The organism is Sphingobacterium kyonggiense, assembly GCF_039536825.1.
Taxonomy (GTDB): domain Bacteria; phylum Bacteroidota; class Bacteroidia; order Sphingobacteriales; family Sphingobacteriaceae; genus Sphingobacterium; species Sphingobacterium kyonggiense.
Genome location: NZ_BAAAZI010000012.1, coordinates 219,394 through 237,800, shown reverse-complemented (window position 1 = coordinate 237,800; position 18,407 = coordinate 219,394). Strand labels below are relative to the sequence as shown.

9 protein-coding genes are annotated in these 18,407 nt (G+C 34.5%); 8 read left to right on the top strand and 1 reads right to left on the bottom strand.

Features of this window, described 5'->3' with window-relative positions:
• The first annotated feature begins 339 nt into the window (after nucleotides 1-339).
• Together ABD676_RS15725 and ABD676_RS15720 are read left to right on the top strand one after the other, a co-directional pair.
• On the top strand, nucleotides 340-510 hold the full coding sequence (locus tag ABD676_RS15725) for a hypothetical protein (RefSeq protein WP_344675688.1): 171 nt from the start codon (nucleotides 340-342) through the stop codon (nucleotides 508-510).
• A gap of 11 nt (nucleotides 511-521) precedes the next feature.
• The gene (locus ABD676_RS15720) at nucleotides 522-2,078 is read left to right on the top strand and encodes a hypothetical protein (RefSeq protein WP_344675687.1); all 1,557 of its coding nucleotides are present in this window, start codon (nucleotides 522-524) and stop codon (nucleotides 2,076-2,078) included.
• Between the two features lie 1,542 nt (nucleotides 2,079-3,620).
• Here the strand turns inward: ABD676_RS15720 and ABD676_RS18275 are convergent.
• Entirely contained in the window at nucleotides 3,621-3,770 is a 150-nt protein-coding gene (locus tag ABD676_RS18275) for a hypothetical protein (protein ID WP_425565297.1), read from the bottom strand.
• 2,112 nt (nucleotides 3,771-5,882) lie between these two features.
• Here ABD676_RS18275 and ABD676_RS15715 point away from each other — a divergent pair.
• Genes ABD676_RS15715 through ABD676_RS15690 form a run of 6 tightly spaced genes read left to right on the top strand, consistent with a single transcriptional unit; the run spans nucleotide 5,883 to nucleotide 18,396 of the window.
• On the top strand, nucleotides 5,883-7,832 hold the full coding sequence (locus ABD676_RS15715) for a fasciclin domain-containing protein (RefSeq protein ID WP_344675686.1): 1,950 nt from the start codon (nucleotides 5,883-5,885) through the stop codon (nucleotides 7,830-7,832).
• Nucleotides 7,833-7,842: 10 nt separating this feature from the next.
• Nucleotides 7,843-11,061, top strand: a complete 3,219-nt coding sequence (locus tag ABD676_RS15710) for a SusC/RagA family TonB-linked outer membrane protein (RefSeq protein WP_344675685.1) — start codon at nucleotides 7,843-7,845, stop codon at nucleotides 11,059-11,061.
• An 18-nt stretch (nucleotides 11,062-11,079) separates the two neighbouring features.
• A complete protein-coding gene (locus ABD676_RS15705; protein ID WP_344675684.1) occupies nucleotides 11,080-12,603 on the top strand; it encodes a RagB/SusD family nutrient uptake outer membrane protein in 1,524 nt (507 codons plus the stop codon).
• A gap of 18 nt (nucleotides 12,604-12,621) precedes the next feature.
• The gene (locus ABD676_RS15700) at nucleotides 12,622-14,070 is read left to right on the top strand and encodes a fasciclin domain-containing protein (RefSeq protein ID WP_344675683.1); all 1,449 of its coding nucleotides are present in this window, start codon (nucleotides 12,622-12,624) and stop codon (nucleotides 14,068-14,070) included.
• A gap of 18 nt (nucleotides 14,071-14,088) precedes the next feature.
• The gene (locus ABD676_RS15695; RefSeq protein WP_344675682.1) at nucleotides 14,089-16,854 is read left to right on the top strand and encodes a SusC/RagA family TonB-linked outer membrane protein; all 2,766 of its coding nucleotides are present in this window, start codon (nucleotides 14,089-14,091) and stop codon (nucleotides 16,852-16,854) included.
• Nucleotides 16,855-16,872: 18 nt separating this feature from the next.
• Nucleotides 16,873-18,396, top strand: a complete 1,524-nt coding sequence (locus ABD676_RS15690; protein ID WP_344675681.1) for a RagB/SusD family nutrient uptake outer membrane protein — start codon at nucleotides 16,873-16,875, stop codon at nucleotides 18,394-18,396.
• Nucleotides 18,397-18,407 lie beyond the last annotated feature (11 nt).

The window sequence follows — 18,407 nt, the reverse complement described above, 5'->3', positions numbered from 1 at the left end:
TCGATGGCTTTTTTATTTTATTATTTTTATTTTGGAAAAACTCATATATTAGTCTCGGTTAATTACCAATAGGTAATATTATTGAAGGCGATTACCCCCCAAGTTTCGCCTTCATGTTTTTTTAAATCTTTGACCAAAAATTTCAGTTTTCAACCTAATAAAATAAAAACCCACATTATTGTGGGTTTTACACAATTTAATGTTTAATAGAATTTTACTGAATATGGTATAATTCAAGGGTTTAATAAAAGTAGCGAATATGTTACAAGTTTAAATATTCATCTTACAATTCGTTTTTTTTTATGAAATTATCAGTTAATTCGCCGACTGAAAATTATTATGGAAATTATTAGAAAAAAATATTTGAAACCAGAAATCCTTTTAGAAAAAATAAAGGTTGAAGCAGATATCTGTGCAGGATCTGCAGTTGCGAAACCCCAGAATAGAAATTATGAGATAACCGATGAATGGGAAGTTACAACAGAACCAACTAAGAATATTGATTGGTAAAATTAAGCAAAATGAAAACAATTAATGCCCTATTAATAATAACAATCTTGGTATCCATGATTGGTTGTTCCGAAACAAAAAAAGAATTAAATTTAAGTGAAGCTTATCTAAAAGTTGAATTAATATCTTCTGAAATTTCAAACGATGAGAATTCAAATAATCAAAATCAAAAAGCCTCAGTCGATATAACCGAAAAGGTAGAAGCAAAAGTTAAATTCTCCCAGACTTCTGAGGTTGCCTATGAGTTTGAGCGAGAAAAATTAAAAAGTCCAAATAACAGAATATTGAAAGGCTCGCAAAAAGCAGCGATAGAGCGTAACCCTTTAGGCGAAGGAATCAAATATGTACTTTTAGCTTACGATGAGTCTGGTAATTTCGTTGCAGAAAATTATTATAGTTATGGGTCTGAAAACTCTACTCAACCCATGAAATTGGACGCCGGAAAAACTTATACGTTCATAGCCTATTCCGAAAACTCGAAAACCTCTTTACCAACAATTGTAAACAAAGAAAAGATATCGACAAGTAAGGCGTTAAATGTGTCAGGCGATTTAATGGTTTTTAAAACTAAATTGAAATTGAATTATGGCGAGAATTTTTTAGGCATAATCCTCAAACATAGATTTAGTTCTATTACTACAAATTTTACGATCGATCCAAATACATCTGGATATTTCAAGACCATTAACAATACTTATATTTTTCCCACTCATTCAAGTGCAAATTTTAATTTTAATGATGAAACTATTGTCTATAATAGTTTGAATCAAAACGGGACTCTTTTAAATTTTCCGACACTTCAGTTGGATCAGAGAACAGTTTCAAGCTATCCTAGTATTCTTATTTCCCCAACTACATCAACTGTTTCATTGAGGTTTGGCTCAATTACCATCGATGATGAAACTAAAACGAATTTCATAGTTCCAAACATAAAGATTACCCCAGGAACCAAATATATTTTAAAATTAAATTTCCGTACATGTACTGAAACAGTAGGGAACGTCCAGGGAATGAACTGGAGTTACGCTGAAGCCTTTGACTGGTTGGGTAGAAGTGGTATATGGAAGGATGGAAAGTTCTATCTTAGAGGGGAAACTATTAGTCAAACAATTACGGCGCCAGCCTCCGATTATGGTTTTGTTTTCGACATTACAAAATTAGATAATGCTTTTAATATGGAGCTTAATGGTGTAAAACTGGCTAAAAATGAAATCCAGTTTGAGAAAGGAGCATCTTCTTCTCAGAATATAAGATTTAAAGATCTGAGCTTATATCAAGGTATTAATTCTGAAGGAGGAAATAATATCGGAGCTATTTATAATATGACTGGAACTTCTTCCGCACCATTGGTGAAAGTTGTAATTTCAAAAAACGGGGAAGTTAGAATCTTTGGAAGCAAGGTTTCTGGTGGACCACTTTATGAGCTGGAACTATTCAATAATAATTCTTTCAATAATTTCCCTTGGGATAAGACTAAAAATAATGTAATAAAAGTTACACAACTAGTTGATGGAAGAACAATACTCATTGGTTCTGGTTCAGGGAAAAAGAAGATTTCCTGTAAATAGGTTTACCCATTAAAATTATAATCTTCCTTATAAGAAACGATACTTCCTTTATTTAAAATAATATAATAATTACAACAGTATTCAGAAATTTTAGATTTAGGTAAACAAATTCAATTTTAAAAAGTTATTAAATAATCATTCCTTGTTTAGGATGTTTGCAGCTAAAAGAAGAAACACACCTAGATTGTTGGGTGCGTTTCTGTTTACTGAATTATATTAATTAATTTTACCTATCTTTATTTTGAATTAACATAGTTCTGTAATTTGTTAATTGGGTATCCGTCCCGTGTTATGCGGGGAGGTTATTAAAATATTAAATATAAAATGATCGTTAAGATATTGTCTTTCACACTGACAAACAATAAGAACGCTTAAATAGACAAACTAGCTGTAATTATGCCCTATAATTAATTGTAGGGCTTTTTTTGGTTTAAAGCTTCGATTACTTTTTCCTAAAACTTTATATAAAAAAATCCCTACACCCGAGAGATGTAAGGATCGTAAATAACCAATTGTTAACCTATGATGTTGAAAACAAATATACATTTTATATAATAAAAGTTTTTTCATTAAATATAAATATTAAATATTTTTTGATATCTAAGTAAAATATTTCCGGAAATATATTTTGGATATTACTGTGATTTAACCTTTTGAGGACTTTGAATTAACAACTTAATTATTTTTTAGACTTTATCTCCAACAAAAGTTTCTTTCTTTTTTTTGGATGATCCTTTAAGGTTTCCTTTATATATGACTCTGCCTGCTCCTGGGACTGATTGTTCCTGATCCATAAAGCGTGTCTTAATAAAAAATCAAATATTTTAAACTTTAAATGCTTTGAAATATCAAAGGAACAGCTCAATATTTGGATTCGTTTGATTTTTTATATAAGAATTTTAGTAAGATTTCTTTAAATTTCAGAAGAATAAAGCTTGGTCCTAAGAAGTAAGATTTTAAATGATACTTTAATTCCTCTAAATAGGATTGATTCAATAATTAGTACCTGGTTCATCATTTTTTAATTTTATATGGCTAACCATTAAAAATCCAAGTCTACTTATTCTTTCCTCTGAAAACGTCAACATATCCTTATTCAAATCAATCGAATAATTATATTCATCAATGAAGTTCTGACATATCTCTAATATCTCAGGATTAAATCGGGATTCGATTTTCAAATATTTCATTTAGGTAAATAGCCAATTTGGAAATATGACCCCAATCCTCATTATCTTTTATTTTTTTATAAATGTTTAAAAAATAATATGCCTCGCGGATCATAACTTTACAATTTACAGATAATGAAATAATCTCCTTTAGAATCTTCAAACTTCAAAATTCTATAATCTGTGGACAGAGTGATTTCTTGGATCAATTTTACTAAGACCTCTTGATCAATTGTTGAGTTAACTTCAACAGCCCTGAATTTGAAATTTCTTTCTCTATACCTTTTACGATAAAATTATGAAAGATATTTAATTTTCTGTTTTCTCGTTCCTTTTGCAAACATGCCGTTGAAATTTGTTTTAATATGTATGATCAATGCTTTCGCAGGATGGCTGATAAAAGCTGATCTTCAAATTTAACTCCATTCACTTCATAGGTAATTGTACTGACAGCTTGTCGTATATCTAAGGTTCGTATATAATTCTTACCCTCTAGGGCTTGATGATCAAATTGGAGCTGCATATCACCCAAAGGAAGTTACATGACCGAATAAGGTCCCTGCATTTTCCGCCAGGTAGCCTCTGCATTTGCATATTCCTTCGCAAAAATCTGTTTCCTCAACACTGGCAATAGACCCGCTGCACGATTGTTTCCCGGATCTGGGGTTCCGGACCATTAGGGATGGTCGTTGAGTTGAATCAACTCTTCGGATATTCCGCCAAAACCATGGCTGCTGTTTGACCATTTCTCAAGGGAAATGCCTCCTCCCAAAGTTCGGTAGGGCGATCTGCTTTGATCATATATGCTAAATTGCTCTGGGCATTCGACTCGACCTAAAAAATGCTCAGCAATAATAAGATAGGTAGATGGATTCTTTGCATGGAATAATTTATAGATTATGAGGATGAATGTTAAACTTATAAAGTAAAATCCCAATTCCCTTAAATTAATTAAGAAATCGTTTTTGTGAATAAAACATCTTTTATTGTTAAATGCTTATTAAATTGGAACTCCAATATAATGCATAATCATGAAAAGAAGGACTTGGTTACAACAGGCAGGATTATTATTTGCTGGTTTATCCATGCTGAATGCCTAGGCAACTGCCAAATCGTCCCTGATTCCAACAAACTATTTACCTGATCAAAAACATGTAGATGATCGGGAGTATGTGGTTTCCGTAATAGTGAAGATGGCTAGTCCAATTCTGGAGAACATCAGTAAATGTACTTTTCAAAAAAATATTCCGATGATTGTTTCCAGCAGTATTGATGGCGCAATCCGAAAGCGGGCCACGTGGAAGCTTTTGTTTTTGCCAGATTGATAGCCGGTATTGCACCTTAAATGGTTTTGCCAAATGATAAAAGCTCAGAAGGAATACTTAGGAAGAAATATAGGGAGATGGCTCGACTAGGACTCATCCATGGGGTTAATCCCAATTCTCCGGATTGTTAAATAGGAATGATAGGTCATCGAAGACCTTGGTAATGAAGCCTAACTCGCTTTAGAAATTATGTCAACTGTTTAAGCCCAATGTGTTCTCTTTCTCATAATACCAAAGATCTCCTTGTCCTTCAATTCATATATATCCGGTGTATAAAAATAAGTGCAAATAGTTAATTTGTTGGTGACATAATCGCACATTTTCTGTTTATTATCGGCGAAGAGCTGGAAAGAATTGTTATTGATCTTGTGACAATTAACTGATTTGGTGTGGTATGTTCGCACTAGGAAGTAAACCGATTGAAAATCCTTTTCTTTTGATTATTACCACAACTATGTGATATATAGTATATTAAGGGAAATTCTGCATTAGAATTTAAAAGAAACAAACTACCTGGAGTAATCGATAGTGCTTATAAGCGCATTAATCGATATGTCAGACTTGGGATGATTGATCTGGTTGATGGCTAAAGTAATGGAGGGTTCCAATCTTTAGCACAAGCAACCTTGATAAAATTACATTACTAAATGATTTGAGACCGGTCAAGTAAGAGAAGTCTTAATAATAATCATAAAAAATATCTACCAATATGATATCTATGAAAAACTCGGCAGGTTGATGATTGGATTTACCTACGATATCCAAGCAGATTCAGCCGACTACTATCCCAATGACGACTCAAAATATGCAGCTTTTTTGCCTTCTTGTCGTTGGGACTTCCTGTTTTTAAAAATTTCTTAATCAGCTCGGCCGAGAAATGGACTTATCGAGATGCATTTTCATGTGAAGTGTTCTCCAAAGATTATTATTAAAACATCAAAAGTTAGTTTATAAAATCGACAACCAAATATAAACAGATGAAGTAAAAATAAAAATTTTGGGCACTCTTTTTAATTTATTTTAAAAAATTGGAGAAATTATTATTTGCAATATAAAATTATAAATAAACTAATCGCAATCTAAATAATTACTACTCTTTTTTATATTTTCTGCTTTTTATTTTATTAATCAATTAATTTACAAATGTTTGCTGCGTGAATTAAATTAATGAAATTTTCTATTCCATAATTTGGAAAATAGTTTATAATAATTATATTTGTAGGACATAACTACAACATAGTTATGTATTACATTGTATTTTTTAACCGAATACTTGATATTAACCAGGGTTTAACCTAACATTTATTTTCATGAAAGCTATCCGATTTTGGTTTTTAGTCTTCTTGCAAATTTTTATAGTTCTTCAGGGCTGTAATAAGAAGTTTAATGACTATTATAATCCAGAAAGTACGCTCGGCAGGAGTATTTTAGGAGTTTTGGAAGAGAAGGGAGGATTCAATGATTTCTTAGGTCTTATTGATCGAGTTGGTTTGCAAAAGTCTTTAAGTGAATCAGCCATCTTTACCTGTATTGCACCAAAGGATGAGTTTGTGAAGGCATATTTTATTGACCACTTGAAATATCCTTCATTGGAACAAGTACCGGATGCTGAAGTCCGTGCTTATATCAATTATCATTTTATCAATGGGATGTATTATACCTACGATTTAGAAAAGAGATACCGGTCAGCAACATCAGAAATTAATAAATCTAGAATAACCAATTATAGGACACGAACTGAAGGTAAACAACCTGGAAAAAATATTAGAATTTATTCGCCTTCATTTTTCGAAATACAATCAGCTGATTTTAACTTTTTATATGGGAAAGAGGGTTCTGCGGGGTTTTATATTGATGGTGTGGCAATTTCCTTGGAAGAACATGATATTGATGCTCGAAATGGGGTAGTACATATATTAAAGGAGGCGTTGTTTCCAAATTTAAGAACTGATTTGGCGATTGCTAAAGATCCTGATCTTTCTCTTTTTAGTACTTGGATAGAAAGACATGCACAGTTTGTATTGGGTGAAGTTGATGAAAATGGTGTTTTAGATACAAACCTATATAAAAATTTCTCTTTCGGTAGAAATTTAGCTGACGAGAATACCTTATCAACCTTGTTTGCTCCAACCAATGCAGCTATTACCGAATATTTTAAACCATATATGGGATTAATTGATAACACTTTGGATTCGGTTCCCAAGCATGTTATGTACTCCTTGATTCGTTCTAGTGTTCACGCAAATTTATGGTATCCATCTGATTTAAAAAGAAATCAACCTCAATGGAGTGCCTTGACTGGTTTTATCAGTTTTGGCAACCCAGCCTTGGAATCAATTACTGGATATACAGCAGCGAGTAATTCCTTTATATACAAAACCAACCGTGTGATGGAGTCACCTGAGATGAGCAGTGTGTTATCTGGGATTCTGATGATGTATAAAAAATATAGTCAATGGTATTGGATGGTTAAAAATAGAGGCTTGGGATCAGGTATAATAGATGCATTATTTTATCAGCATAGTCCTAAAACCTTATTAGTTCAAAGTGATGAGATTTGGGGCTCACCATTTGCCCAAGACATGGATGCGCTTACTCTAGAGGCTAGATTGCAATCTTGTAAAGCAGGTGTTTTTCATTTTGATGTTCATGCCGACGGGGGATTTAAAAGACGATTTTATCCAACAGATTATGGCTATATCCTTTTTGAGAATAATAAGCTTATTGACTATTCAGGAAATTCTGTGGGTTTAGTTCAAAGTGAACCTGTGTGGGTTAAACCTACGGGAGCAATCTTTGAAATTGATGGTTTTTTAAAACCAATCGATAAGTTGGATCCAGAACAAACCGTATGGAAAAAAATTAAGGCTCAAAGCGATTTGTCAAGATTTGCAGCCTTAGTGGAAAAGGCAGGCTTATTAGCTGAGCTACAATTAACAGGTTTTTTCGTGTATTCAGTCTTTGCACCATCCAATGCAGCTATGCTCGCTGCAGGAATTGATCCTGCTAAAGTTAATGTAACGGATGCTAAAGCTATCGTAAATAGGCATATTGTAACTAACAGGTATTTATTTACAGATGGGGTATTCAATGGTCAGCTTACCAATAAAAATGGTGAGAATTTACAATTCACAGGTGCTTGGAATACCTTTAGGATTAGCACAAATAAGAGTACAGCATCTGTATTAAATACCTTAATGAATCAACAAGGTAGCAATGGAGTATTGCATGAAATCAATAATGTTTTATTAGCAAATTAGACTTAGAATCATGTACAAAAATTGGAGTTTATTGGGAATATTAACCCTCATACTTAACCTTGTAAGTTTTTCTATTTCCGCTCAAACAAATACAATCTCAGGAAGGGTATTTGATCAAGCAGAAGGTAAGCCTTTTGAGAATGTTTCAATTCTGGTTGTGAGTAATTCAGACTTGATCTTGACAGCTTTTAAGAGTGAAGCTGATGGAAGTTTTCACGTCAGTTATCCAAATAATGCTAAAAAGATTGTGTTTTCCATGGTTGGCTATAAAAAGAAAGAATTTTTAATTAGTAGTGCTCGAAATGGCATGCGGGTAATCATGGAAGTTGATAATACCCAAATTGAAGCGGTAGAAATTGTTGGGCAAGGAAAACGTGAGGCCGATTTGGGATTTGTAAATATCAATAAAAGAGAGTTATCAAGTGCCATAGCTTCAGTGGATATGAAAGGGATTGAGAATTTACCTGTCGTATCTGTCGATCAATTTTTACAAGGAATGGCACCAGGACTTCAAGTGGTGGCTAACAGTGGAGATCCAGGAGCTGCAGCATCTATTCGTATTCGAGGTATTTCCAGTATTTCCGGCATCAATGATCCTCTATGGATTATTGATGGAGCTGAGGTCATTGGGAATAACTATTCTGTTCAGAGTATTTCGGATTTTGGTTTTAGTCCTATTGGTGACTTAGATCCATCAGATATAGCCTCAATAGACATTTTAAAGGATGCATCAGCAACTGCATTATATGGATCGAAAGGAGCGAATGGCGTTATTGTAATCCGTACGAAACGAGGTAAAAGAGGGAAGCCTGTATTTAATTTTAATAGTAGAATTACGGTTTCAGAAGTTCCTAGAAGTATTCCTATGTTAAGTGGTGATGAGCATAGAATTTATTCAATTGAACGATGGACAGGAGGAAATGATGATGGATCTGCATTACCAGAATTGCGAGGAGATATGACGCGAGCAGATGCATGGAAATTCAATAACAATACGGATTGGCTAAAGGCTATCAGTAGAACTGGTACCTATCAGCAATATAATACTTCATTAAGTGGAGGTGGAGATCGTATCAATTATTATTGGGGATTGGGATACACCAACCAATATGGGACCACTAAAGGTACTGGTTATGATCGATTCAATACCCGCTTTAATTTAAATTATCGAGTGTCTGATAAATTATCGGTATCTGCTGATTTAACCTATACTAATTCCTTAACGGATAAAAGAGGAACGAAACATCCTTATAATATCAACTCAGATAATGAAATGAATCCACTTCGAATTGCAAGGCAAATTCCTGCATATTATCCTATTTATTCTCAGAATGGATTAAACTATTTTTTAGATCGAAATACGGTTTCCTTCTTCTCAAGATTTAATCCGTTAGCCTTGATTGATTATTCACAATTCTTGTCGAAGGCCAATCGTCTTATGGCAAGTACCTCTGTGAATTATAAGATATTAAAATCTTTAGAATTCAGGACTCAAGTTTCAACGGATTTTAGACAATCTGGTGATGATTATTTTTTGCCCAGTTATGCCACACAAGCCATACCTGGAGAAAGCTTTTACAACGCCGGAATGCAGTCGGATGGTTACCAATTGTTGGTTAATAACAGTAACCGTCTAATTTGGAATGCTGTTCAACAAGAAAAACATCGATTAACAATTACTGGAGTTGCTAACCTTACAGTAGATAAGGCAAATAATATGGAGATCAGGTATTTTAACGGGGCATCTCCGGAATTACGTTCAGCAGATGCTTCTGCTCGTATTACAGGCACTACTGGTTCTTTATCAGATCAACGCTATTTAGGGATATTCCTACAAGCTCATTATGCACTAAATGATCGTTATTTCTTGACTGCAACAGGAAAGACTGAAGGCGACTCCCGATATGGCGATAAAAATCCATATAGTATTTTTCCTGCAATTGGGGCAGCCTGGGACATGACTAAGGAGAAGTTTATAGCGGATCAAAAATGGATATCTAGCTTGAAGCCAAGATTTGCATTTGGTATAACAGGTAATCTTCCAAAAATTAACAACATCTATGATATTGCTTATGCTACTAGGGTTGGGTATTTAGGAGAGACCTACATTTATCCAGAAAAATTTGCTTATGAAAATATTAAGGAAGAGCGAACTACGGAGTATAACCTAGGTTTGGATTGGGGACTATTTGGTGATCGTGTTACAGGACAATTCGATGTTTATCGTCGTAGAACTAATGATTTATTGTTAAAAGAATCATTGTCTAGTACTTTAGGTTATGCGAATCAATATGTAAACTTTGGTACTGTGGAAAACAGTGGAATTGAACTAGGGATTACTGCAGATATATTAAAAGGAGATCAAGATCGTCCAAGATTAAAGAGTTTTTTCAATATCTCCTTTAATAGAAATAAACTTGTCAAATTACCGGAAAACTTTGATGCAGCATCTTTCTCTACAAGTCGGAATGGATTTGCATCCAAACTGCAAGAAGGTGATGTTGTAGGTGCATTCTATGGTTATCGAGCCACAGGAGTTTACGCAAGGGATGAGGATGCATTCTTACGTGATGATCGAGGAGAATTAATTTATGAAGCAGACGGTATTACACCAAAGATTATGCGGTATGGATCCGTAACGGGGCATCAATTTGAAGGTGGAGATATGCGATATGATGATATTAATGGAGATGGGGTAATCAACTTATTAGACCGAGTACAAATTGGTAATGCCAACCCGAGTTTTTTTGGTGGGTGGAATAATACCTTAACCTACAAACAATATTCCCTCAGCCTAAACCTTCAATATCAATTTGGGAATGATATCATCAATGGTTCGCGTATTATTATGGAGGAGATGTCGGACTCTAAAAACCAATCACAATCTATCTTATCTCGTTGGAGAAGGCAAGGTGATGAGACCGATATGCCAAAAGCAGCACCTAGTAGCGATTGGAATAGGGCCGCTTCTACAAGATGGGTTGAAGACGGCTCCTACGTCCGCTTGAAATCGCTATCCTTTACTTATGATGCTAATAATTTGTTAAAACGATGGGGTTTTAAACAATTAAGCTTCTTTGTTACAGGGTATAATCTATTAACCTGGACCAATTACCTAGGGGTTGATCCTGAGGTGCCAATTACAGGATCAGTCTATTTATTTGGGATAGATAATAGCTATACAGCACCCCCAAAACAGTACACTTTTGGTTTCCGATTTAATTTATAAACTCTAGCTGAAAATAAAATGAAAAGGTCATTATATAGTATCATTCTTACGCTGTTCTTGTTTAGCAGTTGTGATAAGTTTTTGGAAGTAGAGGTCCCTGATAATTTGGTTCACAATGAATACTGGCAAAATAGAGAACAAGTACTTGCCTCAAGAAACGGTATGTATTCCGCATTACATAATAATCTAAATAACTTTCTAGTTTGGGGAGATAGTCGATCAAGTCTATATGCACCAGGATCGGGTGAATCATTTACAGGAGATTATAGGCAATTCATGGCACACGACATCTATTCTACGAATGGATTAACCAGATGGTCCACTGTTTATACTGGAATAACATGGATAAACTCATTTATTAAAAACGCTCCATCAGCATTACAGAATGATCCCACTTTTAAAGAAAGTGAATTACAAATGATGATGGGTGAGGCTTATGCCCTACGGGCCTTGAATTATTTTTACTTAGTGCGTGCATTTAAAGATGTGCCAATTATTTTGGAACCATACGAATCGGATGCTCAGAAATTCAATACTGCTGCTAAGCCTGAGACTGAGGTTTTGGATTTTATTGAAGAAGATTTAGATAAAGCATTGAAGGATGTGGCGGAGGATTTCACGCAAGTCAATGATCGCTTTGGAAGAATTACAAAAAATGCTGTAAGAGCGATTTGGGCAGATGTCAAACTATGGCGGAATCAATATCAAGAAGCTTTAAATATAACTTCTCAATTAAATAGCTATAAGGATAAATTAGTTGAACCTGCAGATTGGTACAGCATTTTTAATCCAGGAAACAGTGCTGAAAGTATTTTTGAATACCAATACGTACAGACAGGATTTTCATCTCCAATTTATGGATGGTTTGCACATTTTCAGGCTGTAGGTTCAGCGGATAAATATCTGGCTAATTCTACAAACATTGAACTTTATGGTCTTGAATTATATCCTCCAGTTGATCAAATCAATTGGAGTGCAGATACTATTCGTCTAAAGAATCTTTCTTCTTATAAACGAACCCCAGTTTCCTATGCGGGAGGAAGTGGATTTGAAGTGTACAAATTTGTTGGACAGACTCCTTATGTAGAAAGCTATAGACCAGCAGGAGGACGTAATGCCAATTTTATATTTTATCGCTATAGAGAGATTTTATTTATGGAGGCAGAGGCCTTAGCTATGCTCAATCGATATGCTGAAGCCGAAGAACGAATTAATATAATCCGAGAACATTGTGATTTGCCAGCTATACCTTCTGGGGCTATGGGAACTGGCTTTGACTTTATGCGTTATTTATTGATGGAAAGAGAGATGGAATTAGGGTTTGAAGGGAAAGAATGGTTTGCTGCTATAAGAATAAGTAGAAGACCAGAATTTGTGAATGTTCTCTTAGAAAAGTCAGCAGAAAATAATCCACTCAAGTTATCCTATCAAGTCGTTCGAGCCAGATTATTAAATTCTGAGAGTTGGTTTTTACCTTATCATGAAACGGAGTTGGAAAATAATCCCGCTTTAGTTCAAAAAGAATATTATAAAAATAAATAACCTGCAAAATTTAGAGATATGAAAAAGCTCATAAAAGGCAATTTTTTAATCCTACTATTTCTCTTCGTGGGTCTAAGCATGTATTCATGTAAAGAGAATTTTTCTGATGCTCGATATGATAGCACAGATGAGATTCAAATAATGGATTATTTAGAAGGGGAAGCAGAATTAAGTACTTTTAAATCTTTAGTTGAATATGTGGGTCAACGAAGTCTGCTAAAAACTGCCGGAACTTATACACTGTTTGTTCCTAATAATAGTGCTTTCCAAAAACTATTTGAACATTTAGTTTTTGATGGTAAACCAATCAAGAAAATAGAAGATGCTCCAGTTGCTTTTTGGCTAAATTATTTCAAGTATCATTTGTTGGATCGGAAGATTAACACCAATGAATTTGTACATGGACCATTGCCTGCAGTATCTTCATACGATGGAAAATATATAATTGCCGATATAAGTGGTAGCTATGAGGCCATACGTCTTAATAATATTTCCACTATCATCCAAAACAATGTAAATCTAAATAATGGCTATGTAAATGTGTTAGATGCAGTATTGGTTCCACCTACTGCTAGCCTATTTGATATGTTAAAGGAAAATGGGAAATATACGACCATGCTTTCCATTTTTGAGGAGACAGGATTGACCAAATATTTAAAGGATAGTATAGCGACCGTTTTAATTGAAAGTGATCAAGCATTAGAAAAATCGAAATTTGATAAGTCATCCATTGCTGACTTAAAAGAGTGGGCATCTTATCATATCATTCCAGATTCAGGGTATTATATGAATCTGCTCACTGCTCAACGGTTTTATCCTTTAGATAATAAGGAATCGTTGTCCTTTTCCTTAAACACATACGGACAATACTTTGTCAATGGAAAGTTTAAGTTTAATCAGACTGCAGAATATGGTATTGACAAAGTTGGAAAGAATGGAATTTATCATTCTTTAGACACTTTATTACAAATAACTCCTTCTCAGCCTGCCAAGATACGTCTTAATCTATATCCACCAGGAAGTAGCTATGGTGCTCAAAATGTTTTTACACAAGCGCCAGCATCAATAAAGTTAAACAATGGAACACAAAGCTATCATCAGGACAAAAAACTAATGATTGTTCAATTTGATGCTACTCAAGCTGGGGATTACTTTTGGACTACAGTTCCTGATGTTCCTGCAGGGAAATACAGAATCCGTGTCATGCAAAGACTTGCTGCTACAAGAGGTAAGTATATGACCATTTATAATAACCAAATTATTAAGGAATTTATTGACTTCTCGAAGAAAGACGGTGATTTTGAGGAATATACCTATTTCGCTTACAACTATTGCGGTGATATAGAAGTCAAAGAACGTTCAGATGTGAAGATCAATTTTGTATTTCTTGATTTTGGATCCAATAAATCTCCTGGATATTGTTGTGATCTTTTAGTTGATATCCTTGAATTAATTCCGATTAAATAAACCTGAATTAAGATGAATATGAAGCTTATAAAATATTGCTGTTTTGGTTTCTTGATTAGTGTTCAGGCTATGAATGCTGTTTATGCACAAGACACTTTACGTACGGACTTAAAACAGGATAGCTTAAGGTTGACTAATTATCCCTCATCATCGGTTTCCATTGCAGGGAAACTATATGGATTGGGTAAGGTTTCAATCATGGACCATGGAAATATTGGAGCAAGCGCATTTCTAATGATACAGGGTGTATCAAGTATTAATCTCAACAGTTCACCCATTATTTATATTGATGGAATTCCAATGCGTTTTTCCAGTAGTTATCCTGCTTTTCTTTCAAATTTTGAACATGATCGTCTAGGATTTTTGAATCCGAATGATATTGCATCCATAGAAGTTATTTCAAATGGGTTAGACTTGCCTATCATTGGTGGTAAGGGCTCGGCAGGTGGATTAAATATTAAGACAGAACGTGGCGAGTTTGGTGGTACAAAAGTCGATGTTCAGGTGCGAGGAGGAATTACCCCAGCCAACTATTCTGTGCCACGGTTAGATGCACAAGGGATGAAAACTTATTTATGGAGTAGGTTTGAAGAGGAAGGAATGGGCGTTGATGAATTAAATAATCATCCTATATTTTCCAATACTAATCCTATGTATAATCAACAAACCGATTGGTTGGATCTGATCCGTCAACAAGGAATTTATCAAGACTATCACGTTAAACTCAAAGGAGGGGACGGAGATGCCAATTACTTATTTTCTGTAGGATATACGGATAAAAATGGTACCATTAAAAACAATAATTTTGATCGTGTTGGAATCAGGTTTAATTTAGATTATACTATAACACCAAAAGTTAGTATTTATAATAACCTTTCTTACACCAATACTAGTGCAAAATATCATGAGCAAGGATTCAATTATGATATCCATCCACTATATATAGCTAGTGCTAAAGCACCATTCTTAGGAACTAACTTTTTTACCAGTTCAGGTGAAGTTGGAAAATCACTTGCGGCAGTTGATACTTTAGGCTTCAGTAATCCATTAGCCCTAGTAAATAACCTGCAGAACAAAAATCAATTTAACCGAATTGATGGAGTTATGGGTGTAAATTGGGCGATTTCAGATACTTGGAAATTATTCTCTGATCTATCCGTATCCTATTTTAATCTTTCAGAGAAACAATATAGACCGGCATTAGGAATTGTTCCTGATACTTATATGATAAGACAGAATAGTAAACGAAGTTCGAGTGAATTTTTGCTCAATTGGCAAGCCGGAATTAGCAAATGGGGAGAGTTAAACCCTGATCTAAATTATAACCTACAATTAAGTACTGCAGTTGAAACCTTCGAAGAGCGATCAATCTTTGGCCGCAAAGTAAATGCTGGAACAGATGATTTTGAAACGCTTAGCCAAGGAGTAGTCGATAGTGCTTCTAACAATAAGTTCAGGTCGAACTTAATGACTTTAGTTGGAAAAGCAGATTTAAACTGGAAAGATTGGATTTATGTTATTGGATATCTAAACATGCAAGGATCTTCTAATTTTTCCTCTAAATCACGTTGGAAGTTATATCCAGGAATTTTAACAAAATTTCATGTTTTAGGCGATAATAATCATAGGCAACTTGATTTGGAACTTGGTTATAATCGAACAGGTAACCATGAGCTTAGAGGCTTTTATCATTACGGACAATATTACCCAGTCATTTATTTTGGATATGGGGGAACATATTTAGGAAATATAGCTAACCCTGATTTAAAACCAGAATTAGTTGATAATTATCATGTAAAAGCTTACCTGGCGCTTTTTGAAAACAAGTTGAGATTATCTGCAGGTTATTACTTAAAAAGAACCAATGGATTAATTACGCAGAATATTTCTAATAATAATGAACAAAACAGAGGTTTATTATTTGAAAATGCAGGGTCATTAGAAAACAAGGGCATTGAAATAGAATTGAATACTGATATAATAAGGAAGGATAATTTCAAGTGGGGTTTATCTATTGCAGTCAATACGCTTGATAATAAGGTGCTTTCCTTACCAAACGGAAGTATAGTACAGACTATGGGAGCTTATTCAGGTATTGCTAAAGAAGGAGAGGAAATAGGCTCATTTTATGGGTATAAGGTACTAGGTGTATTTGATAACGCTGCTTCTATCAATCTAAAAAGATCAGATGGTACAGATTATAAACCTGGGGATTATATCATGGAAGATATAAATAAGGATGGTAAAATTAGCAATTTGGATAAACAAGTAATTGGATCCCCTTTACCAAAAATGTTTGGGTATCTATCTACTTCTTTGCAACATGAAGAATGGGGTTTAAGTGCTTTGTTTAATTATTCCTATGGTTCAGAAATATATAATGCATTCAAACAGCAGATGCACGCTATGGATACATATGCAAACCAAGATCCTGCGGTAATGAATCGATGGCTTTCTGAAGAAAAGCCAGGAAATGGATTAAGTAGGGCGGTATTAAATGATCCCTCATCAAATTCAACTCAATCCTCCCTTTGGGTAGAAGATGGAAGTTTTATCAAATTAAAATATATCACCTTAGACTATAACTTCAAGATCGCAGAATCCAATACTTATTTGAAGGGGTTAAAATTGTATGGAACCGTAGAAAATTTGCTTACAATAACGAAATATTCAGGCTTTGACCCAGAGATTAATGGGTTAAACAATCCTATGTTTCGACAAATTGATTTTGGAGCTTCACCTATGGGGAGAACATTCTTGATAGGTCTTAAAGCATCATTCTAAAAATAAAACGACAACACTATGAAATTAAGATTAGCAATATATTTCATGATAACACTAGTTGGATCAAGTGTTTTAGTTTCTTGTTCTAAGTTCTTCGAAATTGAGCCTTATAACAGCATTATCGAAGAAGATTTTTATAAGAGCCAAGAGGATTTAAACGCTGCTGCATTGGGGATGTATGCTGCGATGAGTAAAGATGTTCATAAGTATTTGTTATGGGGTGATGCTCGTGCGGATATGGTTACTTCAGGTCAGGCGGAACCTCAACCCTATATTAATGAATTTGTCTTGAACAATGTTAGTGCAGAAAACCCATTTGCAGATTATAATGGCTTGTATGAGACTATCGCTCGTTGTAACAGGCAATTGGATTTTGTTTATAACGTGGCAACATATGATGATAAATTATTGGATAAGGCGGCGAATGCTTATTATGCAGAAGCTTTATTGCTCAGGTCTTTATGTTATTACTATTTAGTGAGAACATTTGATCAATTTCCTATTATTCGATCTCAAAAAGGGGAGGATATTAGCTATTTGGATGAGCGTGGTATACAAGTGAAAAGTGGTAGTAGTAACTTGAAAATTACGGATTTGCCAGGCCTTCAGAATTTTCCCGAAGATAAGCGAGAAATCTGGCTTATGATTTATAATGATGTTTTGAAAGCATTAGGAATGCTGCCATTAAATTTTGAGTGGAATAAAGAGTCTTTACCGTCTGAGGAAAGATATGGTCGGATCTCTCAACCTACTGCAGCTACATTTGCCGCTGAACTAGCTTTATGGTTGGGTGAATATAGAACGGCCTCTGCATTTTGTAACTCACCAATCACGAATAATCAACATTCTTTAGGTACAGCTGGTGCATGGCCAAGCCAATTTACAGGAAGTTTTGCTAGTCAACATAGCATGTTTCTTCTTGGATATCGTTTTGATAATAGCTTTGAAACTAATCGTCTGCAAGAATTTACTTCTAATCTTGCCTCAGAAGGGGGAAAGTATTATTTAAAGCCTGCATCTCAGGTGATTAATAGCATTTTTGCCTATGAAGGGAATGACATCAGAACTAGCTTTAGCTTTAAGGTTTTTGAACAAGACACAGTAATCTGGAAATACATTGGGTTAGATAATGTATCCTCAAGGCGTCCAGCCTACCGTAGTATTGCTAGTTGGCAGATTTTCCGTTCTGCAGATGCTTGGTTACTTAAAGCAATCGCTGATTTGCAGCTCAATGATTATGCCTCAGCATTTAATTTCTTAAACATGGTTCGTACCGCTAGAGGATTAGTAAAGTATCTCCCAACTGATATTGATTATACGAATAAAACGTTGATGATGCAGATCATATTCAATGAACGTGCAAGGGAGTTTGCCTTTGAAGGGAAGCGATGGTACGATTTGATGTTATGGTCTAATATTGCTGGTGAAAATATCTTGGCAGATAAGGTTTCCCGAAAATATAATGGGGAGATGCGGACTGATATTTTCAATAAATTATCAGATCAGAAAAATTGGTTCATTCCAGGTAAGCCATCTAATTAACAATTTTTAGA

Excerpts from the sequence above, each read along its gene's own strand:
- ABD676_RS15725 (WP_344675688.1), top strand. The coding sequence starts at position 340 with ATGGAAATTATTAGAAAAAAATATTTGAAACCAGAAATCCTTTTAGAA.
- ABD676_RS15720 (WP_344675687.1), top strand. The coding sequence starts at position 522 with ATGAAAACAATTAATGCCCTATTAATAATAACAATCTTGGTATCCATG.
- ABD676_RS18275 (WP_425565297.1), bottom strand. The coding sequence starts at position 3,770 with ATGCAGCTCCAATTTGATCATCAAGCCCTAGAGGGTAAGAATTATATA.
- ABD676_RS15715 (WP_344675686.1), top strand. The coding sequence starts at position 5,883 with ATGAAAGCTATCCGATTTTGGTTTTTAGTCTTCTTGCAAATTTTTATA.
- ABD676_RS15710 (WP_344675685.1), top strand. The coding sequence starts at position 7,843 with ATGTACAAAAATTGGAGTTTATTGGGAATATTAACCCTCATACTTAAC.
- ABD676_RS15705 (WP_344675684.1), top strand. The coding sequence starts at position 11,080 with ATGAAAAGGTCATTATATAGTATCATTCTTACGCTGTTCTTGTTTAGC.
- ABD676_RS15700 (WP_344675683.1), top strand. The coding sequence starts at position 12,622 with ATGAAAAAGCTCATAAAAGGCAATTTTTTAATCCTACTATTTCTCTTC.
- ABD676_RS15695 (WP_344675682.1), top strand. The coding sequence starts at position 14,089 with ATGAAGCTTATAAAATATTGCTGTTTTGGTTTCTTGATTAGTGTTCAG.
- ABD676_RS15690 (WP_344675681.1), top strand. The coding sequence starts at position 16,873 with ATGAAATTAAGATTAGCAATATATTTCATGATAACACTAGTTGGATCA.